Annotated in this window: 22 protein-coding genes; 19 read left to right on the plus strand and 3 right to left on the minus strand. The window is 73.5% G+C overall.

Translation table 11 applies throughout. From position 1 onward, the window contains the following. Position 1: 1 nt before the first annotated feature. Entirely contained in the window at positions 2-766 is a 765-nt protein-coding gene (phnF, locus tag FK498_RS04980; RefSeq protein ID WP_141852153.1) for a phosphonate metabolism transcriptional regulator PhnF, read from the minus strand. 139 nt (positions 767-905) lie between these two features. Here phnF and phnG point away from each other — a divergent pair, with 139 nt between their 5' ends. From phnG to FK498_RS05020, 8 genes are read left to right on the plus strand one after another with little or no spacing between them, the layout of a single operon-like run. Beyond that, on the plus strand, positions 906-1,358 hold the full coding sequence (gene phnG, locus FK498_RS04985; RefSeq protein ID WP_141852155.1) for a phosphonate C-P lyase system protein PhnG: 453 nt from the start codon (positions 906-908) through the stop codon (positions 1,356-1,358). After that, positions 1,355-1,936 carry a phosphonate C-P lyase system protein PhnH gene (phnH, locus tag FK498_RS04990; RefSeq protein WP_141852157.1) on the plus strand — a complete coding sequence of 194 codons (582 nt, stop codon included), beginning with the start codon at positions 1,355-1,357 and terminating at the stop codon, positions 1,934-1,936. Before phnG ends, phnH begins: the two co-directional genes overlap by 4 nt. A 3-nt stretch (positions 1,937-1,939) precedes the next feature. Next, on the plus strand, positions 1,940-3,040 hold the full coding sequence (locus FK498_RS04995) for a carbon-phosphorus lyase complex subunit PhnI (protein WP_141852159.1): 1,101 nt from the start codon (positions 1,940-1,942) through the stop codon (positions 3,038-3,040). A gap of 2 nt (positions 3,041-3,042) precedes the next feature. After that, positions 3,043-3,921, plus strand: a complete 879-nt coding sequence (locus FK498_RS05000; protein ID WP_202614746.1) for an alpha-D-ribose 1-methylphosphonate 5-phosphate C-P-lyase PhnJ — start codon at positions 3,043-3,045, stop codon at positions 3,919-3,921. Then, positions 3,918-4,694 (plus strand): phosphonate C-P lyase system protein PhnK, encoded by a 777-nt coding sequence (phnK, locus tag FK498_RS05005; protein ID WP_141852163.1) that lies wholly within the window; start codon positions 3,918-3,920, stop codon positions 4,692-4,694. Before FK498_RS05000 ends, phnK begins: the two co-directional genes overlap by 4 nt. Next, a complete protein-coding gene (phnL, locus tag FK498_RS05010; RefSeq protein WP_141852165.1) occupies positions 4,691-5,392 on the plus strand; it encodes a phosphonate C-P lyase system protein PhnL in 702 nt (233 codons plus the stop codon). Before phnK ends, phnL begins: the two co-directional genes overlap by 4 nt. Next, on the plus strand, positions 5,389-6,531 hold the full coding sequence (locus FK498_RS05015) for an alpha-D-ribose 1-methylphosphonate 5-triphosphate diphosphatase (RefSeq protein WP_141852167.1): 1,143 nt from the start codon (positions 5,389-5,391) through the stop codon (positions 6,529-6,531). The genes phnL and FK498_RS05015 overlap by 4 nt, the downstream gene beginning before the upstream one ends. Next, a complete protein-coding gene (locus tag FK498_RS05020) occupies positions 6,531-7,229 on the plus strand; it encodes a DUF1045 domain-containing protein (RefSeq protein ID WP_141852169.1) in 699 nt (232 codons plus the stop codon). Before FK498_RS05015 ends, FK498_RS05020 begins: the two co-directional genes overlap by 1 nt. A 44-nt stretch (positions 7,230-7,273) precedes the next feature. On the opposite strand, the gene FK498_RS05025 is transcribed toward FK498_RS05020, so the two are convergent. Continuing rightward, positions 7,274-9,661, minus strand: coding sequence for an O-antigen ligase family protein (locus FK498_RS05025; RefSeq protein WP_141852171.1), 2,388 nt, complete (start codon positions 9,659-9,661; stop codon positions 7,274-7,276). A gap of 155 nt (positions 9,662-9,816) precedes the next feature. On the opposite strand from FK498_RS05025, the gene hutU reads away from it, so the two are divergent. Beyond that, positions 9,817-11,490 carry a urocanate hydratase gene (gene hutU, locus FK498_RS05030; RefSeq protein WP_141852173.1) on the plus strand — a complete coding sequence of 558 codons (1,674 nt, stop codon included), beginning with the start codon at positions 9,817-9,819 and terminating at the stop codon, positions 11,488-11,490. Between the two features lie 4 nt (positions 11,491-11,494). On the opposite strand, the gene FK498_RS05035 is transcribed toward hutU, so the two are convergent. Continuing rightward, a complete protein-coding gene (locus tag FK498_RS05035) occupies positions 11,495-12,163 on the minus strand; it encodes a hypothetical protein (RefSeq protein ID WP_141852175.1) in 669 nt (222 codons plus the stop codon). 29 nt (positions 12,164-12,192) lie between these two features. On the opposite strand from FK498_RS05035, the gene hutH reads away from it, so the two are divergent. The 10 genes from hutH to FK498_RS05080 all read left to right on the plus strand — a co-directional run. Next, a complete protein-coding gene (gene hutH / locus FK498_RS05040; RefSeq protein WP_141852177.1) occupies positions 12,193-13,743 on the plus strand; it encodes a histidine ammonia-lyase in 1,551 nt (516 codons plus the stop codon). A gap of 115 nt (positions 13,744-13,858) precedes the next feature. Then, on the plus strand, positions 13,859-14,932 hold the full coding sequence (locus FK498_RS05045) for a TRAP transporter substrate-binding protein (protein ID WP_370510879.1): 1,074 nt from the start codon (positions 13,859-13,861) through the stop codon (positions 14,930-14,932). A 54-nt stretch (positions 14,933-14,986) separates the two neighbouring features. Continuing rightward, on the plus strand, positions 14,987-16,069 hold the full coding sequence (locus tag FK498_RS05050) for a TRAP transporter substrate-binding protein (RefSeq protein ID WP_141852181.1): 1,083 nt from the start codon (positions 14,987-14,989) through the stop codon (positions 16,067-16,069). Beyond that, entirely contained in the window at positions 16,060-16,608 is a 549-nt protein-coding gene (locus FK498_RS05055; RefSeq protein WP_141852183.1) for a TRAP transporter small permease subunit, read from the plus strand. The genes FK498_RS05050 and FK498_RS05055 overlap by 10 nt, the downstream gene beginning before the upstream one ends. A 12-nt stretch (positions 16,609-16,620) precedes the next feature. Further along, positions 16,621-18,180 carry a TRAP transporter large permease subunit gene (locus FK498_RS05060; RefSeq protein WP_141852185.1) on the plus strand — a complete coding sequence of 520 codons (1,560 nt, stop codon included), beginning with the start codon at positions 16,621-16,623 and terminating at the stop codon, positions 18,178-18,180. A 48-nt stretch (positions 18,181-18,228) separates the two neighbouring features. Next, a complete protein-coding gene (locus FK498_RS05065; protein WP_141852187.1) occupies positions 18,229-20,622 on the plus strand; it encodes a cache domain-containing protein in 2,394 nt (797 codons plus the stop codon). Further along, the gene (locus FK498_RS05070) at positions 20,619-21,443 is read left to right on the plus strand and encodes an ABC transporter permease (protein WP_141852189.1); all 825 of its coding nucleotides are present in this window, start codon (positions 20,619-20,621) and stop codon (positions 21,441-21,443) included. Before FK498_RS05065 ends, FK498_RS05070 begins: the two co-directional genes overlap by 4 nt. Positions 21,444-21,448: 5 nt before the next feature. After that, on the plus strand, positions 21,449-22,147 hold the full coding sequence (locus tag FK498_RS19200; protein ID WP_161988318.1) for an organic solvent ABC transporter ATP-binding protein: 699 nt from the start codon (positions 21,449-21,451) through the stop codon (positions 22,145-22,147). Beyond that, a complete protein-coding gene (locus FK498_RS19205; protein ID WP_161988319.1) occupies positions 22,144-23,112 on the plus strand; it encodes an MlaD family protein in 969 nt (322 codons plus the stop codon). The genes FK498_RS19200 and FK498_RS19205 overlap by 4 nt, the downstream gene beginning before the upstream one ends. Before the next feature lie 8 nt (positions 23,113-23,120). Further along, on the plus strand, positions 23,121-23,505 hold a 385-nt coding region (locus tag FK498_RS05080; RefSeq protein WP_370510880.1), incomplete at its 3' end, for a hypothetical protein.

Here is a 23,505-nt window from a genome sequence, read left to right on the forward strand (position 1 = left end):
ATCAGAACTCGAAGACGAGCTGGACGCGCCCGGCCGGGTAGGCCGCGATGCCGTACTCGACGGGCACGCCTCCGGCGTCGACATTGACGCTCTCGCTCACCAGCACCGGCCGGTTGCGCGGCTGGCCGAGCCTCTCGACCTCCTCCGGCGTCGGCAGGCGTGCGGTCACCCGCGTGGAGCGGCGGGTGTATTCCGCAAGCCCGCAGGCGGCGAGTGCGCGCGTGATCGACCCGCCGCTCGTCGCGATCGCCGCGGGCAGATCGGCGAAGCGGCTCTGCGGGAAGTGGTGCCGGCCCAGGCTCACCGGCCGGCCGTCGGCGAGCCCGAGCCGCTCGACCAGCCAGAGCAGCCGGCCGCGGCGCAGCCGGAGCGCGGCGGCGGCCGCCTCGTCCGCCGCCACCTCGGCCACGCGCAGGATCCGGCCCGAGGGGTCGCGGTTCTGCCGCGCGATCACCTCCGAGAATCGCGTGCGCGGCCCGACGCGGTAGTCGATCACGTCGTCGGCGGCGAAGCTGCCGCGGCCCTGCTCGATGCGCACCAGGCCGCGCCGCTCGAGCTCCTCCATCGCGCGCCGGACGGTGTGGCGGTTGACGCGGAAGCGGGCGGCGAGCTGGGCCTCGGTCGGCAGGCGCCCGCCGGGGGGGATCCGGCCGGAGGCGATCTCGCGCTCGAGCGCGCCTTCGATCTGGCGCCAGAGTGTCACGCCGGCGCCGCGCGCGACGCCGCAGCCCGCCGCGTCATCGGGAACGATCCGGGAGAGATCCATCGCCTCCTCTCGTCGCTGCGCTGCCGACGTCATCGCAACGTCACGCCGTGCCGCCGGGCGCGCGGCTATTGTCGCGGAGTATAGGACCTGATATGTATAGAAGTCTAGACGTCCCGACAGTCACATGGCCGCGCCAGACATGCCCGACCGAGCTCCCGCCACGGCGCGCCAGGCCTGGATGGCGGTGCTCGCGCGCGCCGACCGCGCCGCGCTGGAGGCGGCGCTAGCCGGGCTGGACCCGCCACCATCCTGGACCGTCCTGCGCGCCCCGGAGACCGGGATGGTGATGGTGCGCGGACGCGCCGGCGGCGACGGGGCGGCCTTCAATCTCGGCGAGATGACGGTGACGCGCTGCGCCGTGAGCCTCGCCTGCGGCACGATCGGCCACGCCTATGTCGCCGGGCGCGATGCGCGCAAGACCGAACTCGCCGCCGTCCTCGACGCGCTGCTGCAGACCGAGGCGCACGGGCCATCGCTGCGCGCAGGCCTGATCGCCGAACAGGCGGCGCGGCAGCAGGCGCGCCGGCAGGACGCGCTGCGGCGCGCGGCGGCGACGCGCGTCGACTTCTTCTCGATGGTGCGGATGGGATGAGCGCGCTCGCCCCAGGCTTCGCCGATCCGCCACTCGCGGCCCAGGCCTGCTTCCGTCGCCTGCTCGAGGCGATGGCGCGGCCCGGCACGGTCGTCACGCTCGCCCCCCCGCCGGCGCCGCCGCCGCTCGCACCCGCCGCCGGGGCGGTCGCGCTGACCTTGTGCGATGCCGATACGCCGGTCTGGCTCGACGCGGCGCTCGCCGTGCCGGCGGTGCTCGACTGGCTGCGCTTCCATGCGGGCTGCCGGATCGTCGCCGCGCCGGAAGAGGCGGCCTTCGCCTTCGCGGCCGACCCCGCCGTGCCGTTCGATCGTTTCCAGGTCGGCTCGGACGAGTACCCGGACCGGTCCGCCACCGTGGTGCTGCAGATCGATGCGTTCGGCGCCGGCGCCGCCCTGCGCCTCGAAGGGCCGGGCATCGAGCGCGCCGCCGGCCTGCACGTGCGCGGCCTGCCGTCCTGCTTCGTCGCCTGGCGGGCGGCGAACCGCGCGCTCTATCCGCGCGGCGTGGACGTGGTGCTGGTCGCGGGCCGCGCCCTCGCCGCCCTGCCGCGCAGCACCGACGTGACGGAGGGCTGAGCGATGTATGTCGCGGTCAAGGGTGGCGAGCGCGCGATCGCGGCGAGCCATGCCGTGCTCGCCGAGACGCGACGCGGCGATCCCGCCGTGCCCGAACTCGGCGTCGACCAGATCGAACAGCAGCTCGGCCACGCCGTCGATCGCGTGATGGCCGAGGGTGCGCTCTACGACCGCACCCTCGCTGCGCTCGCGATCAAGCAGGCCCAGGGCGACCTGCAGGAGGCCGCCTTCCTGCTGCGCGCCTACCGCACCACGCTGCCGCGCTTCTGCGCGAGCGTGCCGATCGACACCGCGCGCATGACGATCGCGCGCCGCATCAGCGCCACCTACAAGGACCTGCCGGGCGGGCAGATCCTGGGCCCCACCTACGACTACACGCACCGCCTGCTCGACGCCGCGCTGCTCGAGGCGGGCGAGGTGCCGCCCGCGCCGCGCGCGCCCGAGCCGGCCGACGCGGCGATGCCGCGCGTGACCGCGCTGCTCGACCAGGAAGGGCTGATCCGCCGCGAGACCGGCGACCGCGACGCCGAGCCGCCGGATCTGACGCGCGCCCCCCTGACCTTCCCGGCGCCGCGCGCGCTCCGGCTGCAGAACCTCGCGCGCGGCGACGAGGGCTTCGTGCTCGCGATGGGCTACTCGACCCAGCGCGGCTATGGCGGCACGCATCCCTTCGCCGGCGAGATCCGCTACGGCACGGTCGCGGTGGAGATCGCGCCGGAGGAGCTCGGCTTCGCGATCGAGATCGGCGACATCGCCGTGACCGAGTGCCAGATGATCAACCAGTTCGCGGGCAGCCGCACCGAACCGCCGCAGTTCACGCGCGGCTACGGCCTCGCCTTCGGCCACAGCGAGCGCAAGGCGATGGGCATGGCGCTGGTCGACCGCGCGCTGATGAGCCGCGAGCTCGGCGAGGACGTCACCGCGCCGGCGCAGGACGAGGAGTTCGTGCTGAGCCACAGCGACAATGTCGAGGCCTCGGGCTTCGTGCAGCACCTGAAGCTGCCGCACTACGTCGACTTCCAGTCCGAGCTCGAACTGATCAGGCGCCTGCGGCAGGAGGCCGAGGCGCGGCTGGCGGAGCCGTCGCGGGAGGCCGCGGAGTGAGCCTGCCCGCCTACAGCTTCGCCTATCTCGACGAGCAGACCAAGCGCATGATCCGCCGCGCGCTGCTCAAGGCGGTCGCGATCCCGGGCTACCAGGTGCCCTTCGCGAGCCGCGAGATGCCGCTCGCCTATGGCTGGGGCACGGGCGGGATGCAGGTGACCGCGGCCGTGATCGGCCCCGACGACGTGCTGAAGGTGATCGACCAGGGCGCCGACGACACCACCAACGCGGTCTCGATCCGCCGCTTCTTCGCGCTCACCGCCGGCGTGCGCACGACCGAGCGCACGGCGGAGGCGACCATCATCCAGACGCGTCACCGCATTCCCGAGACGCCGCTCGCCGCCGGCCAGATCCTCGTCTACCAGGTGCCGCAGCCCGAGCCGCTCCGGAAGCTCGAGCCGCGCGAGACCGAGACGCGGCGGATGCACGCCCTCGCCGAGTACGGCCTGATGCACGTGAAGCTCTACGAGGACATCGCGCGGCACGGGCGCATCACGCTCTCCTACGACTATCCGGTGCTGGTGAACGGGCGGCACGTGATGGCGCCCTCGCCGATCCCCTCCTTCGACAATCCCAAGATGCACCGTTCGCCCGCGCTTCAGCTCTTCGGCGCGGGGCGCGAGAAGCGCATCTACGCCGTGCCGCCCTACACGGATGTCGTCAGCCTCGCCTTCGAGGACCATCCCTTCCGTCCGTGGAAGGCCGAAGCCGCCTGCGGGCTGTGCGGCGCGACCGAAACCTATCTCGACGAGGTGGTGGTGGACGATCGGGGCGGGCGGCTGTTCGTGTGCAGCGACACCGACTACTGCGCCGAACGCCGCAAGGCCGGCCATCGCGGCGCGGCCGCCGGCCACGCGCTCGCCGCCGGGGAAGGCGGATGAGCGCGGTCCCGCTCCTCGCCGTACGCGACCTGACCGTGCGCTTCGGCCGCCGGGTCGCGGTGCAGCACGCCTCATTCGAGCTCTGGCCGGGCGAGGTGCTGGCGATCGTCGGCGAGTCGGGCAGCGGCAAGACGACGCTGCTGCGCGCGGTGCACGGCGATCTTCCCGCCGATGGCGGGCGCGTGCTCTATCGGCTGCACGACGGTACGCTCGCCCCGCTCGACGGCCTCGCCGAGCCGGTGCGGCGGCACCTGGCGCGCACCGAGTGGGGCTTCGTGCATCAGAACCCGCGCGACGGGCTGCGCATGGCGGTCTCGGCGGGCGGCAATGTGGGCGAGCGGCTGATGGCGGCGGGCATGCGGCACTGGGGGCGCATCCGCGCCGAGGCGACGCAGTGGCTGCGCCGCGTCGAGATCGATCCCGCCCGCATCGACGATCCGCCGCGCACCTTCTCGGGCGGGATGCAGCAGCGCCTGCAGATCGCGCGCGTGCTGGTCACGCGGCCGCGCCTCGTGCTGATGGACGAGCCCACGGGCGGGCTCGACGTCTCGGTCCAGGCGCGGCTGCTCGACCTGATCCGCGGCCTGGTCGCCGATCTCGGCCTCGCGGCGGTGATCGTCACGCACGACCTCGCGGTCGCGCGGCTGCTCGCGCACCGGATGCTGGTGATGCAGGGCGGCCGCATCGTCGAGTCGGGCCTCACCGACCAAGTGCTGGACGATCCGCAGCACCCCTACAGCCAGCTCCTGGTCGCCTCGGTGCTGCAGGCATGAGCGGGTTCGCGCTCCGCGCCGAGGGGCTCTCGAAGACCTTCACGCTGCATCTCCAGGGCGGCGTGCGGCTGCCCGTGCTGCACGAGGTCTCGCTCGAGGTCCGGCCCGGCGAGTGCGTGGCGCTGACGGGACCTTCGGGGGCAGGCAAGAGCACGCTGATGCGCGCGCTCTACGGCAACTACCTGCCGGGCGGGGGGCGCATCCTGGTGCGTCATCGCGGCGCGCTGGTCGATCTCGCCACTGCGGGGCCGCGCGGGATCCTCGCCCTGCGCCGCGAGACGATCGGCTACGTCTCGCAGTTCCTGCGCGTGATCCCGCGCGTGCCGGCGCGCGCGATCGTCGCCGAGCCCCTGCGTGCCGCCGGCATGGCCGAGGCGGAGGCGCTTTCTGCGGCCGAGCGGCTGCTCGCCCGGCTCAATCTGCCGCAACGGCTCTGGTCCCTGCCGCCGGCCACCTTCTCGGGCGGCGAGCAGCAGCGGGTGAACCTTGCGCGCGGCTTCGCCTACCCCTATCCCGTCATGCTGGTGGACGAGCCGACCGCCAGCCTCGATCCGGCGAACGCGGCGGTGGCCGTCGCGCTGATCGAGGAGGCGAAGTCGCGCGGTGCCGCGATCGTCGGAATCTTCCACGACGCCGATGTCCGGCGCAGGGTCGCAACGCGCGAGCACGAGGTCATCCCCCTGGCCGCAGCCGCATGAGCGACGAGACCGTCCTGACCAATGCGCGCATCGTCACCGACGCCGAGACCTTCGGCGGCACGGTGGTCCTGCGCGCGGGCCGGATCGCGGCGGTCGAGCGGGGGCGGAGCGGGCTTGCCGCGGCCCAGGATCTCGAGGGCGACCTGCTGATCCCGGGCCTCGTCGACGTGCACACCGACAATCTCGAGAAGCACATGATGCCCCGCCCCGGCGTGCGCTGGTCGGCGCGGGCGGCGCTGCTCGCGCACGACGCGCAGGTCGCGGCCGCAGGCGTCACCACGGTGCTGGATGCGCTCTGCGTCGGCGAGGTCGAGCACGCCGACCAGCGCGACCAGATGTTCCGCGAGGGCGTGGCCGAGCTGCGCGCGCTCGCGCCCCGCGGGCTCCTGCGCGCCGAGCACTTCCTGCATCTGCGCTGCGAGCTCGGCGTCGCGACGATGCTGGCGAGCTTCGAGCCCGTCGCCGCGGATCCGCTCGTGCGCATGGTCAGCCTGATGGACCACACCCCCGGTGTCGGCCAGTTCGCCGATGTCGAGCGCTACGTGAAGCGGAATGCGCGCAACCTCGGCATGAGCGAGGCGGAGGCGCGCGACTATGTCGCCCGGCGGCGCGAGATGCGCGACCGCGTGCGCGACGCCAACCGCGACGCGATCCTCGCCCGCCTCGCTGGCCGCGACGTGGCGCTCGCGAGCCACGACGACCGTACCGAGGAGGAGGTCGCCGCCTGGCATGCGGCGGGGCTGACGATCAGCGAGTTCCCGGTGAGCCTGGAGGCGGCCGCGGCGGCCAAGGGGCGCGGCATGCGCGTGATCGCCGGCGGGCCGAACATCGTCCGCGGCGGCAGCCACAGCGGCAATGTCGCCGCGGCCGAACTGGTCGCGCGGTCGCTCGTGGACGTGTTCGCCTCTGACTACGTGCCCGCGTCCATGCTGGCGGGCGCGTTCCTGCTGCACGACCGCCACGGCATCGCCCTGCCGGCGGCGATCGCGACCGTCTCGGCCGTGCCGGCGCGCACCGTGGGGCTGGCCGATCGCGGCGTGATCGCGCCCGGCCTGCGCGCCGATCTCGTGCAGGTGCATCTCGCCGACGGGCATCCGCTGGTGCGCCAGGTGTGGCGCGAGGGCCGGCGCATCGCCTGATGGCGCATCGCTACGCGATCTACTGGGCACCGCCGCGCGAGCACCCGCTCTGGCAGGCGGGCTGCGCCTGGCTCGGCCGCGATCCGGAGACCGGCGAGACCTTCGCGCCCCCGTGTCTCGACGGGCTCGAGGGCGTGCGCCATGCCGCGATCACCGCCGAGCCGGCGCGCTATGGCTGGCATGCGACGCTGAAGCCGCCCTTCCGACTGACGGCGGGCGAGACGGAGGCGAGCCTCGATGCGGCGATGGCGCGCTTCGCCGCCGCGCGATCGGCGTTCCCGGCGCCGCCCCTGGCGGTGAGCGTAGTGTCCGGTTTCCTGGCCGTGACACCCGTGGCACCCAGCCCGACGCTGGATGCGCTCGCGGCCGACTGCGTCGCCGCCTTCGATCCGTTCCGGGCCCCGCCCGAGCCGGCCGAGATCGCGCGCCGCCGCCGCGCCGGGCTGAGCGCACGCCAGGAGTCGCTGCTCGCCCGCTGGGGCTATCCCTACGTGATGGAGGAGTTCCGCTTCCACCTCACCCTGACCGCGCGCCTGCCGGTCGAGGAGGCGGAGCGGCTGCGGCGCGCGCTGGCGCTCCGCCTCGCCGCTGCGTTGGATGCACCGGTCATGATCGACGCGATCGCGCTCTATGCCGAGCCGGCGCCGGGCGCACCGTTCCGCCTGCTCCGTCGCCACCCCTTCGGCCGGGAGCCCTGAGGAGCGCTGCCGCACCCCGCGCGCGCCGCGGGCGGGATCGACGATCAGTCGTCGGTCGGCGCGGGTCGGCCGGCCCCCGTGCCGTTGGCGCGACGCGCGAGGGCGGCGTCGTCGCGCTGCTCCGCGGCCGTCTGCGGCAGGGCGACGAGCGCGCCCAGGAGCAGCCAGAGCACGCGCTGGTAGAGGATGTCGTGCACGAGGCTGAACAGCGCGAAGCAGCCGAGCACGCCGAGCAGGGCGACGGCCCAGCGGGACCCGGCCGAATCGAGGTGGCGCAGGGCGACGAGGACGGCGCCGAGGAACAGCCCGAGCCAGGGCAGCGTGCCGATCGCACCGAACTCGGCGAGAAGCCACAGCAGCGTGTTGTGGATCACCAGCAGGGTCCCGGTCTCGACGAGATGGCCGTGCACGAACGCGCCCAGGCCGGCGCCGAACAGCGGGTGGTCCAACCAGAGCCCGAGGCCGCGCGTGAGGCTCTCCCAGCGCTCCGCGTCGGAGACGGGCTGAAGCGCCGGCGGCGGAGCGGTCGTGAAGACCGGCGGAGCGGTCGCCACAGTGGCTGCCGGCTTGGAGAGGCCGGACACGAAACTGGATCCGATGTGATCGAGAATCGCAGGCAGCAGCGGAGCGATCGTGATGACGCCGACAGACATCGCCGCCGCCACCAACGCCTGCGCCAGGCTGCGCCGGTTCACGCGACCGCTGACGAACGCGAGCAGGACGAGTGCCACCGCGGTGACCAATCCGGCCCGCGACTGGCTGAGCCAGACGCCGAGCAGGACCATCGCCATCGGCAGGACGAACGGGAGCGACCGCTGACCGCGCGCCCACACCGCGGCATAGGCGGCGGCGACCGTCGCCACCACCAGCATCTGGAAGGCATAGGCATTCCGGTTTCCGGCATAGGCCTCGAAGTTCGGCGGCAGGCGCGCGATCTCGAACCAGCCTGCCGCGGTGCCGATGCGGGCACAGAGATGGACCACCGTCACGGTCGCGGCCGCGAGCAGCAACATCTGCACGAGCTGCCGCAAGGCCCGGTTGCCGCCGACCGCGACCGCGAGCGCGCCGACCGAGAGATACCCGGCAAGCAGCGCGAGACCGGTGAGGCGGTTGCCGAGCGCCCATGGCGTGATGCCGAAGCGCGCGACGCCGATCAGGAAGGCCACGCCCATCGCCGCGGCGGCCAGAATCATCCACGGCCCGAGGGCGTGGCCGCGCCATGGCGGCGGACGGCGTGCGGCGAACCAGTGCAGCCCGAACAGCGCGAGTGCGACCAGGGCGAAGGGATCGGCGAGGTTCACCGTGGTCACGCTGCCCATCAGCGGGATCGGCACCTGGAAGAACACCAGGACCGAGACCGCCAGCATGAACAGCCAGACGATCGTGCGGGTGAACGCCGCCTCGCCGGGCCCAGCCCCCGCGCCCCGATCCGATGTGGAGGCGTGGGCTGCGACCGCGCCATCCGCCGCCGCGCGCGAGAGTGCCAGCGGTGCGGCCGCCAGCACGACGGCCGTGGCGCACACCCCGACCGCGACGGACACCGCCAGCGCCTGTCCCGCCGGCACGCCGAGCAGGCCGAACACATGGATCGCGGCCACTTCGCGCACGCCCCAGCCGTTGACGCTGATCGGCAGGCCGGCCGCGAAGGAGACGACGGCCGCCGCGGCCACGAGGGAGAGCATGTCGGTCTGCGGCGCCGCTGCCCGCAGGCCGACGACGAAGCTCGCCACCACCAGGGCCTGCCCGGTGGCCGTCAACGCCGTGACGGCGAACGCTCCGGCCAACCGGCCAGGGCGGACCATGCGCCGCAACGCGTTCCTCTCGCGCGGCCCGGCCGTGCTCCCGAGCGCCAGCACGAGCGCGCCCGCGCCGGCCACCGCCGCCTCGACCCATGGAATACCGGCCACGAGCTCCGCCACGGCCGCGCGACCGAACACGTGGAGTGCGCCGGCCAGGCCGAAACCCGCAGCGACCGCGAACAGGATCGCACGTTCATAGACCGTCGCCGCCGTCGTGACGGCCGGCGTGATGCCGGACGCCCGCAGCACCACCTGCCGCCCCACCACCTGGCCCACGAGCTGGAACACGACGAGGCCCGCCGCCTGTCCCGCAGCCGTCGCGCGAAGCGCCGTCCAGCCGCCGACCCGCCAGCCGAACTGCGCCAGAAGCACGAGCAGGCGCGCGCTCACCAGCGCGAAGTTCGCCGCGAGCAGGCCGAGCATGACCGCGAGGTCGGCGGCGCGCAGGATCGTGAAGCCGGACCACGCCGTGTCGAGGCCGACCGCGTGCAGGACCCAGAGGATCGCGATGAGGGTGCCCGCCGCCGCCAACAGTCGCCGTGCGCCGCCGATCCGCCTCGGACGACGGTGCGGCGCGACGGGGGCGCCGGTGCGGTTGGAACTGGCGGCACGCCGCCCGGCGATGGCGTTCATGAACGATGTCGCACGATGTCAAATCCTGGCGGGTCTGCGGGGTGACGACCGGACGCCGATGCCCACCGCGTTCTGCCACGCGCCCGACATCGGGGTCGAGACTGGACAGCGGATGCGCGGCGTCGTCCTCTCGCAGAAATGTCCGGAGGCCAGCCATGCCCGCAACCGTACGACGAAATGCCCCCGCCATCCGTTCGCCCCGCGGCGCTACCCTGAACGCCCGCTTCTGGACCACGGAGGCGCCGCTCCGGATGCTGATGAACAATCTCGATCCCGAGGTCGCGGAACGCCCCGATGAGCTGGTGGTCTACGGGGGCATCGGCCGCGCTGCGCGCGACTGGCGGAGCTTCGAGACGATCGTCTCGGTTCTGAAGCGGCTCGACGAGGAGCACACGCTGCTCGTGCAGTCGGGCAAGCCGGTCGGCGTGTTCCCGACCCACCCGGATGCGCCGCGCGTGCTGATCGCGAACTCCAATCTCGTTCCCGCCTGGGCGAGCTGGGAGCATTTCAACGCGCTCGATCGCGCCGGGCTGATGATGTACGGCCAGATGACCGCCGGCTCCTGGATCTATATCGGCAGCCAGGGGATCGTGCAGGGCACCTACGAGACCTTCGCAGAGGTCGGGCGGCGCCACTACGGCGGCGACCTCTCGGGTCGCTGGATCCTGACCGCGGGGCTCGGCGGCATGGGCGGGGCGCAGCCGCTCGCCGCGGTGTTCGCCGGCGCCTCGCTGCTGGCCGTCGAATGCCAGCCGAGCCGGATCGAGAAGCGCCTCGCCACCGGCTATCTCGACCGTTGGGCCGGGGATCTCGACGAGGCGCTGGCGATGATCCGCGATGCGGTCGCGCGGCGCGCGGCGATCAGCGTCGCCGTGCTCGGCAACGCCGCCGAGATCTTCCCCGAACTCGTTCGCCGCGGGGTGCGCCCCGACGTGGTGACCGACCAGACCAGCGCGCACGACCCGGTGAACGGCTACCTGCCCGCCGGCTGGACGCTGGAGCAGTGGGAGGAGCGGCGCGTCTCCGACCCCGCAGGCACGGCGGCGGCGGCCAGGCGCAGCATGGTCGCCCATGTGCAGGCGATGCTCGACTGGCACCGCATGGGCGTGCCGGTGCTCGACTACGGCAACAACATCCGCCAGATGGCGAAGGACGAGGGGCTGGTGGATGCCTTCGCCTTTCCGGGCTTCGTGCCGGCCTATATCCGCCCGCTGTTCTGCCGCGGCATCGGCCCGTTCCGCTGGGCCGCGCTGTCGGGCGACCCCGAGGACATCCGCCGGACGGATGCACGCGTGAGGGAGCTGATCCCCGACGATCCGCACCTGCACCGCTGGCTGGAGATGGCCGCGGCACGCATCCGGTTCCAGGGCCTGCCTGCGCGCATCTGCTGGGTCGGGCTCGGGCAGCGCCACCGGCTGGGCCTTGCCTTCAACGAGATGGTCGCGACCGGCGAGGTCTCGGCGCCGATCGTGATCGGGCGCGATCATCTCGACAGCGGCTCGGTCGCGAGCCCCAACCGCGAGACCGAGGCGATGCTGGACGGATCGGACGCGGTGTCCGACTGGCCGCTCCTCAACGCGCTCCTGAACTGCGCCTCCGGCGCCACGTGGGTGTCGATCCACCACGGCGGCGGCGTCGGCATGGGCTATTCGCAGCACGCCGGCATGGTGATCGTCGCCGACGGCACCGCGGCCGCGGCGGCGCGGCTCAAGCGCGTGCTCTGGAACGATCCGGCGACCGGCGTGATGCGCCACGCCGATGCCGGCTACGACATCGCGATCGCCTGCGCGCGCGAACACGGGCTCGACCTGCCGATGCTGGAGCGCTGACGTGCTAGCGGATGCGCGTCAGGGTATGGGCCGTGAGGCGCTGCTCGAGATCGGGAAAGTCCGCCGGGATGCCGTGCGCGGCGAGATGTGCGAACAGCGCGCGCACGACCGGCATGTTCGCCTGCGCATCCGCGCTGTCGGGCAGCGACTCCCAGCCGACGAAGCCGGTCGCCTTGCCGATCGTCATCCAGGTGGCGTGCCGGATGCGCTTGCGTCCGGAGGCCGTGCGCGCCCGCTGCGTCATCGCCTTCTCGAGCGTGCGCCCCGCCGCCTGGTTCGACGGCCGGGCGATCGCCAGCATCCGCACATGCGACATCCCGTCCAGCGCGCCGGCCGATTTCGGGAAGAGGTGGTCGATGTTGAACCCGGCGGTCGGCCGTCCGGAGAGGCCGAGCCGCGTGCGCGCGAACTCGTCGTAGAGATCGCGGTAGCCGGCCGCGCGAGGATCGACCCAGAGCTCCGGCTCGGCGCCCTGCATCCAGACGAAGGCGCGATCGAGCGGCCGGTTGCCCAGCGTCTCGATCCGCCCGCCGCGGCGCAGGGTGCCGGTGCGCACCGGGCCGGTGCCGAAACACTCGATGCCCGCGACGCCGATCCACGCCTCGCCGCCGGCCATGAACTGGCGGACGAGGGTGTGCACCTGGCGCACGAGAACGGGAGGCCAGTCCTGCATGGTGCCATCCTATCACCGCTGCCCGCGCCATGAGTGAGGCGGCTCACGGCGCGATCGTCCTGCGCCCCGGCGCGGTCACGCTCAAGGCGTGGCGCGCGATCCGCGACGGCGCGACGGCCGCGCTCGCCGACGGGTGGCGCGCGCCGGTCCAGGCCGCCGCCGAAGCGGTCGCGGCCGCGATCGCGCGCGGCGAGCCGGCCTACGGCATCAACACCGGCTTCGGCAAGCTCGCCAGCACGCGCATTCCGGCCGAGGCGCTGGCACGGCTCCAGCTCAACATCGTGCGCAGCCACGCCGCCGGCACGGGGGTGGCGCTGCCCGACCGCGTCGTGCGGCTGGTGCTCGCGCTCAAGGCGGCGAGCCTTGCGCGCGGCCATTCCGGCGTGGGTCCCGCGACCGTCGAGGCGCTGGTCGCGCTGCTCGCCGCCGGCGTGCTGCCCCTGATCCCGGCGCAGGGCTCGGTCGGCGCCTCGGGCGATCTCGCGCCGCTTGCGCACCTCGCGCTGGTGCTGATCGGCGAGGGCGAGGCGCGGCTGCCCGACGGGCGCATCGTCCCGGGCGCCGGGGCGATGCGCGCGGCGGGACTTGCGCCGCTGACGCTCGGTCCGAAGGAGGGACTCGCGCTGCTCAACGGCACCCAGGTCTCGACCGCGCTCGCCCTCGAGGGCCTGTTCGCGATCGAGGACGCCTTCGCCGCCGCCCTCGTCACCGGCGCGCTCAGCGTGGACGGCGCGCGCGGCTCGGACACGCCCTTCGATCCGCGCATCCAGGCGGTGCGCGGCCATGCCGGGCAGGGCGAGGTCGCGGCGGCGCTGCGCGCGCTGCTCGCCGGCAGCGCGATCCGCGAGAGCCACCGCGTGGGCGATCCGCGCGTGCAGGACCCCTATTCGCTGCGCTGCCAGCCGCAGGTGATGGGAGCGGCCCTCGATCTCATCCGCGCCTCCGCCGCGACGCTCGCGGTCGAGGCGAACGCGGTCAGCGACAATCCGCTGGTGTTCGCGGACACGGGCGAGATCCTCTCCGGCGGCAATTTCCACGCCGAGCCGGTCGCCTTCGCGGCCGACATGCTGGCGCTGGCGGCCGCCGAGGCCGGCAACATCGCCGAACGGCGCATCGCGCTGCTGACCGACCCGGCGATGACGGGGCTGCCCGCCTTCCTCGCCCCCGATCCGGGGCTGCACTCGGGCTTCATGCTCGCGCAGGTGACGGCGGCCGCGCTGGCGGCGGAGAACAAGGCGCTCGCCGCGCCCCGCAGCATCGACACGGTGCCGACCAGCGCGAATCAGGAGGATCACGTCAGCATGGCGACGGGGGCGGCGCGCCGGCTCCTCGAGATGGCGGTCAACCTCGCCGCGATCGTCGGCATCGAGGCGCTGCTCGCGGCCCAGGCGGTGGAGTTCCATCGCCCCCTGACCTCGTCCGCCGCGCTCGAACGGGCGATCGCGCTGCTGCGCGACCGCGTGCCGCGCTGGCGCGAGGACCGCGCGATGGCGCCCGACATCGCCGCCGCACGCGCCCTGGTGGAGGATGGCACGCTCGCCGCGCTCTGCCCGCTCGCGCTGCCCTCGCGGCACGGCTAGGCGCAGCGCGAGAAGGGGCTGGCCCCGCCGCCGCGCCGGTCTATCATCCCTCGCCCTTCGACCCGGCTTTCCGGGCGGCGGCACGATACGGGGGACGAGGATGAGACGACGCAGCATGCTGACGCAGGCCACGCTCGGCGCGGCCGCAACCGCGCTGGCCGCACCGGCCCTGGCGCAGGGTCGGATGGAATGGCGCATGGTCACCGCCTGGCCGATGAACCTGCCCGGGCCGGGCACGGCGGCGAACAAGCTCGCCGAGCGGATCACCGCGCTCTCGGGCGGGCGGCTCTCCGTGCGCGTCTTCGCCGCCGGGCAGATCGTGCCCGCGCTCGGCGTGTTCGACGCGGTGAGCCAGGGCACGGCGGAGCTCTACCATGCCGTGCCGTCCTACTGGCTCGCCAAGCTGCGCGGCATCGGCTTCTTCGGCAGTTTCCCCTACGGGCTCACCGCGCAGGAGCAGTCCACCTGGATCAACCATGCCGGCGGCCAGGCGCTGTACGACGAGGCCTATGCGCGGTTCGGGCTGAAGCCGTTCCTGTGCGGCAATTCGGGGCCGCAATGGATGGGGTGGTTCCGCCGCGAGATCAGGGGGGTGGACGACTTCCGCGGCCTGCGCTTCCGCACCGCGGGGCTGGGCGGGGAGATGTACCGCCGCGCCGGGGCGACCGTGGTCACGCTGCCGGCCGGCGAGATCTTCCAGGCGCTGCAGTCGGGCACGATCGACGCGGCCGAGTTCGTCGGCCCCTGGACCGATGCGCCCTTGGGGTTCCACCAAGTGGCGAAGAACTACTACTGGCCCGGCGTGCAGGAGCCGTCCTCGGCCGAGGAGTGCGGCGTCAACAAGGCGGCCTATGACCGCCTGCCCGAGGATCTCAAGCAGGTGATCCGGGTCGCCTGCCAGAGCCTGCACGACGAGGTGGTCACGGAGTACGACCATCGCCACGCCGTCACCCTGCGCCAGCTCGTCGCCCAGCACGGCGTGATGGTGCGCGAGGTGCCGCGCGACCTCCTGATCGCTCTCGGCAACGCCGCCGGCGAGGTGGTGAAGGAGCTGCGCGAGGACCAGGATCCGCTGACCAGGAAGATCGCCGAGGCCTACATCGCCTTCCGCAATCTCTCGGCCGAGTACATGGGCTACAGCTACGCGGGGCAGTTCAACAGCCGCGCCCTGCCGATCCGCTGGAGCTGAGTCGCGTCGGGCCGGGGCGTGCCCCGGCCCGCGCACGCAAGACGGGGAGACGCCATGAACCGACGCACGATCTTCCGCGCCGGGGCCGCGGCTGCGGCCACCACCCTGTCCGCGCCCGCGATCGCGCAAGGGCGCCTCGAGTGGCGCATGGTGACGGCCTGGCCGCGCAACCTGCCGGGACCGGGCACGCAGGCGCAGCGCGTCGCCGACCGCATCACGGCGCTCACGGGCGGGCGCATCACCGTGCGCCTGTTCGCCGCCGGCGAGATCGTGCCGGCCTTCGGCGTGTTCGACGCGGTGAGCCAGGGCACGGTCGATCTCTACCATGCCAGCGGCCAGTTCTGGTTCAGCCGTTCGCGCGCCGCCGCGATCATCGGCAGCTTCCCGTTCGGCCTGACGAACGGCGAGCTGATCTCCTGGCTGCGCTACGGCGGCGCGCAGGAACGCTACGAGGAGCTCTACGCGCGCTTCAATCTCCAGCCGTTCATCTGCGGCAATTCCGGTCCGCAATGGACGGGCTTCTTCCGTCGCGAACTCGGCGGCCCCGAGGATCTCCGCGGCCTCAAGATGCGTGCCGGCGGGCTGATCGGCGCGGTCTACCAGCGCCTCGGCGCGGCCGTGCAGCAGATGCCGGTGGGCGAGGTGTTCCAGGCGCTGCAGGCGGGCACGATCGACGGCGCCGAGTTCGCCGGACCCTGGTCGGACGGGCCGCTCGGCTTCGGCCAGGTGGCGCGGTTCTACTACCAGCCCTGCGGCCAGGAGCCCTCGGCGAGCCTGGAGACGGTGATCCACAAGCCGCGCTTCGATGCGCTGCCCGACGATCTCAAGCTCGCCGTCCGCCTCGCCTGCGAGAGCATGAACGAGGAGGCAATCGCGGAGTGGGACCATCGCAACCCGCTCGCGCTGCGCGAGATGGTCGAGCGCCAGGGCGTGCAGGTGCGCGCGGTGCCCGAGCCGGTGGTGCGCGCGCTGGCCGAGGCGGCCTGGGCGGTGATGCGCGAGCTGCGCGAGGACCCGGATCCGCTCAACCGCGCCATCATCGAGTCCTACATCGCGTACCGCAACCGCGCGGTCGAGTTCGCCGGCCGCGCCTACACGCCGACCAACGCCGGGCGCGCGCTGCTGCCATGGACCTGATCGCCGCGGTCACGCGCGCGCTCGATCGCTTCACCGATGCGGTCGGGCGGGCGGTGATGTGGCTCGCCGTGCTGCTCGTGCTGGTCCAGCTCGCCGTCGTGCTGCTGCGCTACGGATTCTCGACCAGCTTCATCCAGCTCCAGGAGAGCGTGATCTACACCCACGCGAGCCTGTTCATGCTGGGCATCGCCTACACCCTGCTGCACGAGGGCCATGTGCGGGTCGACATCCTCTATGCCGAGATGTCGCCGCGGCGGCGCGCCTGGATCGATCTGGTCGGCGTGATCGTCGCCATCGTTCCGTTCGCGGCGCTGGTGCTCTGGACCTGCTGGCCCTTCGTCGCCGCCTCCTGGCGCATCCGCGAAGGCGCGATCGCCTATGGCGGCCTGCCGTTCCAGTACCTGCTCAAGTCGCTGATCCCGGCTATGGCGCTGCTGCTGCTGGTCGCCGCGATCGGCCATCTCGGCCGCTGCGTGCTGACGATCGCCGGCCGCCGCGCCGACCATCGCGGCGATGCGCACCGCGCCGAGCCCGCCTGAGGCCGGCGCGGCATGGGCGGCGTGCTCGACATCCTGATGTTCGCCACGCTCTGCGTGGCGATCCTGACCGGATTCCCGGTCGTCTTCATCCTCACCGGCACCGCGCTCCTGTTCGGCGCGCTCGGCTGGGCCTTCGGCGCGTTCACGCCGGCGCTGCTCGGCGCCTTGCCGCCGCGCATCTTCGGCACGATGACGTCGGAGGTGCTGGTCGCCATCCCGCTCTTCGTCTTCATGGGCATCATGCTGGAGCGATCGAAGATCGCCGAGGAGCTGCTCGAGACCATGGGGCGGCTGTTCGGTTCGGTACGCGGCGGCCTCGCGGTCAGCGTCTCGGTCGTCGGCGCGCTGCTCGCCGCCTCCACCGGCATCGTCGGCGCGACCGTCGTCACGATGGGGTTGATGGCGCTGCCGGCGATGCTGCGCAACCGCTACGACGCGGGCTTCGCCTGCGGCACGATCTGCGCGGCCGGCACGCTCGGGCAGATCATCCCCCCCTCCACCGTGATGGTGATCCTGGGCGAGATCATCTCGGCCGCCTACCAGCAGGCGCAGCTCGCCCAGGGCAGGTTCTCGATCACGACCGTCAGCGTCGGCCAGCTCTTCGCCGGCTCGCTGCTGCCCGGGCTGATGCTGGTCGGGATCTACATCCTCTACCAGCTCGCGATCGCCTGGGCGCGGCCGGATCTGGCGCCCGCGCTGCCGCGCGATGCGCGCGGCAGGGTCACACGCGCCGAGATCCTCGATGCGCTCGCGCCGCCGATCGTGCTCATCGTCGCCGTGCTCGGCTCGATCCTCGGCGGCATCGCGACGCCGACCGAGGCCGCCGCGGTGGGCGCGGCAGGAGCGACGCTGCTCGCCGCGCGGCGGCTCTCGCCGGCGCGGTGGCCCCAGCTCGTCGCCCTCGCCTCGGTGGCCGGGCTGGTCACCCTCGCCTCGCTGTTCGACCTTCGTCTCGGGCGCGCCGCGGCGACGGCCGGCGAACGCGCCGCGATCCTCGGCGCCGCGGCCTGTGCGGCCGGCCTTGCGCTCGCGCTCGGCCACGCGCTCCGGCTCACCTTCCGCACCGGCGTGCTCGGCGGGGTGGCGCGCTCGACCACGACCATCACGGCGATGATCTTTGCCATGCTGATCGGCGCCACCCTGTTCGCGCTCGTCTTCCGCGGCCTCGGCGGCGACGACATGGTGCATGCCGCGCTCTCCTCCCTGCCGGGCGGGGCGGCGGGCGCGATCGCGGTGGTGATGGCGGCGATCTTCGGCCTGGGCTTCTTCCTCGATTTCGTCGAGATCGCGATCATCGTCATCCCGATCGTCGGGCCGATCATCCTGCAGATGGATGTCGATCCGATCTGGTTCGGCGTGCTGATCGCGGTGAACCTGCAGACCTCGTTCCTGACCCCGCCCTTCGGCTTCAGCCTGTTCTATCTGCGCGGGGTCGCACCGCGCGAGGTGCGTACGGGGCAGATCTATCGCGGCGTGGCACCCTTCGTCGGCCTGCAGCTCGCGGCACTCGCACTCACCGCGCTGCACCCGCCTCTTGCCACTTGGCTGCCGCGCGTGCTCTTCGGCCGGTGACGCCGCGGCGCTTGCCGCGCCTGCGCCGCCGCGTCTAGCCTTCGCGCCATGACCCCGGGGGCGGCTCCGGACCGGGCGGAGGTGATCGACCTCTCGCGTGATCCGCGCGAGGCGCGGGCCGAGATCCGGCGCAGGCTCGCGCGGGTGGTGCTGCCCGTGCTCGCCGCCATGCTGCTGATCGGCGCCACGCTCGGCACCATCGCGGTCAGCCACGTGAACAGCCGCGACGACGCGCTGGCGCTCGCCGATGCCGTGCTCCAGGCCCTCGAGAGACGGATCGTCACCGAGATCGAGAACTGGCTGAGCCCGGCCGAGCGATCCGTGCGCCTGCTCCACGAGGCCGAACGGCGCGGCGCGTTCCGCGACGACATGCGGCTGGCCGAGCCGGTCGGCATGGCGCTGCTCAGCAGCATACCCCATGTCGCGATCGTCTCGATCGCCGATGCGGACGGCAGCTACCTCATGTTCCGCCGCAACGAGGCGGGCGGGATCGACACGAAGATCATCACGCAGCGTCCGGCCCGGCGCGTCGTCAACATCATCCGCAGCGCGGACGGCTCGGTGGTCAGGACCTTCGAGGATCCGGTCGATCCGTTCGATCCGCGCACGCGCCCGTGGTTCGTCGGCGCCGCCGCCTCGCGCGACGTCTACTGGACCGAGATCTACGTCTTCTTCACCGACAGGGTGCCCGGGCTCACCGTCTCGGTCGCGATGCGCGAGGAGACCGGCGAGCTCAGGGGCGTGTTCGGCGCCGACATCCGCCTGGACGCGCTGAGTGCCTTCCTCGCCGGGCTCACGATCGGCAGGACCGGGCGGGCGATGATCATCGACCGGCGCGGCACGCTGGTCGCCTTTCCCGAGGCCGATCGCACCATCAAGCAGGTCGGCGACCGGCTCGCGCCGGTGCGGCTCGACGAGCTCAACGATCCTGTGCTCACGCGCGCCTTCGACATCGTCCGCGTCGAGGGACCGGGGCGCCGGACGATCGAGGTCGCAGGGACGCGCCATCTCACCATCGCCACCACCGTGCCCGGTCTTGCCGCACAGGGCTGGCTCGTGCTGATCGCCGTGCCCGAGGACGAGTTCATCGGCTTCGTCGCCCGCAACACGCGGCTCGCGCTGGTCGCGGCCGCGGCGGTGGCGGCGCTCGCCATGCTGCTCGCCTTCATGCTCGTGCGGCAGGGATTGCGGGCGGACCGCACCCTGCGGCGGCTGGGGGCGCGCAACCGGACGGCCGCGATCCAGGCGGAGGCGCTCGCCGCACTCGCGGCGCACGCGACGATCGCCGAGCCGCACCCGGACGATGCGCTGCAGCGCTTCACGGAGACCGTCGCACGCACGCTGGAGGCCCGTCGCGTCGGCGTCTGGTGCCTCGGCGCAGGCCAGGCGACGCTCCGCTGCGAGGACGCCTACGACGCCGAGGGCGAGGCCCATGTCGCCGGCACGCGGCTCGCGCGCGAGGAGATCCCCGAGGCGCTCGCCGTGCTCGTCGGCGGCACGCTCGATCTCGCCGATGCCGGCGCCGAACCCCGCCTTGCCGAGCTGCATCGCCGCTACCTCCAGCCGCTCGGCAGCCGCGCCCTGCTGTCGGCGCCGATCCGGCGCGGCGAGGAGACGCTCGGGCTGCTCTGGGTGGAGGATCGGGCCGCCGGGATCGACGGCGCGGCAGCCTTCGCCACGGCGGCGGCGGCGCTGCTGGCGCCGCGGCTCGCCCCGGCCATCGCCGGCCGATCGCTCGGCCGCGGCGAGCCCATCCGTCTCGCCGCCGGCACGGCAGGCGTGCAGCGCTCCGACGCTGCGCTGATGCCGGGAGACGGATCGCTCGGCGGCGAACGCGTCCGCCGCCTCGCCCAGCGCCTCGCCCGCCGCGGCCTGGACGAACATGGCGTCCCGGCCGCGCTGTTTCGCGACGTCACGGTTCTGGTGCTCCGTTTCACCGATCCGCTGCTGCTCGGGGGACGCGCAACCGATCCCGACGGCACCTCGCTCGCCGCCGCTGCGGTGCGGATTCTCGAGGAGGTCGCGGCGCGGCACGGCATCGACTATCTGCGGCTCTGCGGCGAGACGGCGGTCGCGGCCGACGGTTTCGGTGCGGACAGTGCGGCGCGCGCCGCCGCGATGGCCGAGGCCGCGCTCGACCTGCAGGAACTGATCTCGGCGCTGTTCCACGCGGCCGACCAGCGCCAGGGCTTCCGCATCGGCCTCGACACGGGCCCCGCGATGGGCGACGCGGTGGGGGCCGCCCGCGGCACCTACAATCTCTGGGGCGAGGCGGTGCGCACCGCCGAGACGATGGCGGCATCCGCCCCGGAAGCGGCCATCCAGGCGAGCGCGACGACCTCGGCGCTGATCGCGGATCGGTTCCTGCTGCGTCCGCGCGGCCGGTTCTGGCTCGACGGCACCGGCGAGGTCGCGACCTTCCTGCTGATGGCACGGGCATGACGGCGACGACACGCGGATCGGCCGCGCTCGCCCTGCCGCGGCGCGTCCTCGCCATGGTCGGCGATGCGGCGATCGCGCTTCTGCGCTGGCCGTGCTTCGTCGCCGCCCTCGGCGCCGCCGTCGCCGCCGCCGCGGCCGCGCCGGCCACCTGGCGCCGGCCGGTGCGGTCCGAGTTCCAGCGCATGATGCGCATCGCCGGGACGCGCGCGGTCTGGGCCACGCTCGGCGCCTCGGCGCTGGTCGGCGTGGCGATGGTCTACCAGGCGCTCTACTGGCTCGGCGCGGCGGGCCAGGACCGGCTCGTCGGCACCGTGATCACCGGCGTGCTGGTGCGCGAGCTCGCCCCTGTCGTGGTCGGGCTGATGCTCGCCGGACGCGCCGGCACGCTGACCCTGATCGAGCTCGGAACGGTGCGCGGCAGCGCGCGCTTCGCCGCGCTCGAAGCCTCGGGCATCGATCCGCTGCTGCTGCTCGTCGTGCCGCGCGTGCTCGCCTTCGCGCTCGCCTCGGTCTCCCTCACCGTGATCTTCGTCGCCGGCGCCCTCGTCACCGGCTGGGCGGCGAGCTTCGCCGCCGCCTCGTCGAATGTCGGTCTGCTCGCCTTCCTCGACGACGTGCTGCGCGCGATGGCGGCCGGCGACTTCGTGCTGCTGCCGCTCAAGGGCGTGCTGATCGGTGCGGTGGTGGGGCTGATCTGCTGCGCGGTGGCGCTCGGCGCACCCGAGCTGGCGCGCACGCCGACCCGGTTGATCCCGCGCGGCTTCGCCTATGCCATCCTCGGCACCTTCCTTGTCTCCGGCGTGGTCTCGCTGGTTCTCTAGCGGCGATGCCGGACGCGATCCCGCTCCTCACCCTCGCCGCGGCGCGCCTCGCCATCGAGCCGGCCGGCGGCCTGACGCTGCCGATCACGCTCGAGGTCGGCGCGGGGGAGCTCGTGCTGGTCGAGATCGGCGGGCCGCGCCGCGCGGCCGCTTTCGCGGATGCGGTCTGCGGCCGGCTCGCGCCGGCCGAGGGGGCGGTGCGGTTCCTCGGGCGCGACTGGCGCGCCGAGTCGGGCGAGACGGCCAATGCGTTGCGCGGCCGGATCGGGCGGCACTTCGCCGCCGATTCCTGGCTGCCCTGGCTGACCGTGGCCGAGAACGTGCTGCTCGGCACGCTGTTCCATACCCGGCTCCTGCGTGGCGCGCTGCTCGCCGAGGCGGCCCGGCGCGCGCGCGATTTCGGCCTGCCGGGGTTGCCTGCCGGATTCCCCGAGGCCGTCGCGCCGGCCGATCTTGCCTGCGCGGCACTGGTGCGTGCCTTCCTGGGCGCGCCGCGGCTCGTCGTGCTCGAGCATCCGACTGGCGTGCTCGGGGACGCGATCCTGCCGCCGCTGCTCGATGCGATCCGCGACGTGCGCGACCAGGACGGGGCTGTGCTCTGGCTGACCCACGGCTCCGATGCTGCGGCGGATCGCTCTCTTCCAGCAACGCAACGCTGGCGGCTGGTCGGCAGCCGCCTCGTGCCTCTGCGCGCCGCCGCATGAGGGCACCCGCCCGGCTTCCCCGCATCAACGAGGCGGTCGGCGCGCTCGTCCTGGCCGCGCTCGCGCTCTTCCTCGCCGCCGTGCTGCAGGCGGGCGTGCTCGGCCCGCTCCTGCGCCCGGCGCTGATGCTGCGGGTGATCCTGCCGCCCGAGGGCACGGCCGGTCTCTCCGCCGGCGCGGCGGTGGAGGTGCTGGGCACGCGCGCGGGCGAGGTGCGGCGCATCGTCATCGATCCGCGCCAGCAGCTCCACGCCGAGGTGCGGCTCGACCAGGGCATGGAGGTGTTCGTGCGCCGCGACAGCCGCGTCTTCATCCGCCGCCAGTTCGGCGTCGCCGGCGCGGCCTATCTCGAGATCACGCGCGGCACCGGCGACCCGCTCGACTGGGACTATGCCGTGCTCGAGGTGACGCGCGAGCAGGCGCCGACCGAGAGCCTCGGCGAACTGATCGAGGATCTGCGCAACCGTCTCGTGCCCGTGTTCGACGATGTCGGCCGGATCACCCGCGCGGCCGCCGAGATCTCCGAGAAGCTGGCGCGCGGCGAGGGCTCGGTCGGGCGGCTGCTCGCCGACGACACCCTGGCACGCGAACTCGAGATCGCCGCCGCGCAGCTCGATCGCACTCTCGCCGAGGCGAATCTCGCCGTTGCGGAGGTGCGCGAGGCGGTCGAGAGGGCCGGCGCCGCGGCCGAGGGGCTGCCGCGGCTGGTGCGGACGGCCGAGCGGGCGCTCGCGAACGTGCAGGCGGCGACGCGCGACCTCGCGGGAGCGAGCCCGCAGGCGCCGCGGATCGCGCGCGATGCCGCCGCGGCCGTGGCGACGCTGCCAGGACTTCTGGTGCAGGTGCAGCAGGCGACCGCCGAGCTCGACCGGCTGCTGGTCGCGCTCAGGACGCATCCGCTGATCGGCGGCGGCGCGGCGCCGGAGGAGCTGCCGCGCGTGCCCGCGCGCGAGGTGCGGCCGTGAGGCGGGCGATGCTGCTCGCCGCGCTGCTTGGCGCGGGCTGCGGCGGCCCACCGCCGCCCGAGCCGCCCGACCCGACGCTCGCGCGCCAGACCCGGACCGCGATGCTGGCCTGGCAGCAGGACCGGCCCGAACAGGCCGCCGCCCTGTTCCGCGACGCGCTCAGGCGCGCCTATGCGCGCGACGACATCGCCGCGATCGCCGACATCGCGGCGAGCTTGGCCGCTTCCGAGCTGCGGCTCGGCAACGCCGAGGCCGCGCGCGATGCGGCGGCGGCGGCGCCCGTTGAGCCCGTGTGTGCGCATCGCGATGCGCGTTCCCAGCCGGTATATCCCCGGGCGCTTGGCGAACCACGCACAGACGCCGAGGCCGACACGAGTGGCGCGGGGCGTGAGG

The organism is Elioraea sp. Yellowstone (assembly GCF_006704265.1).
GTDB lineage: Bacteria > Pseudomonadota > Alphaproteobacteria > Acetobacterales > Acetobacteraceae > Elioraea.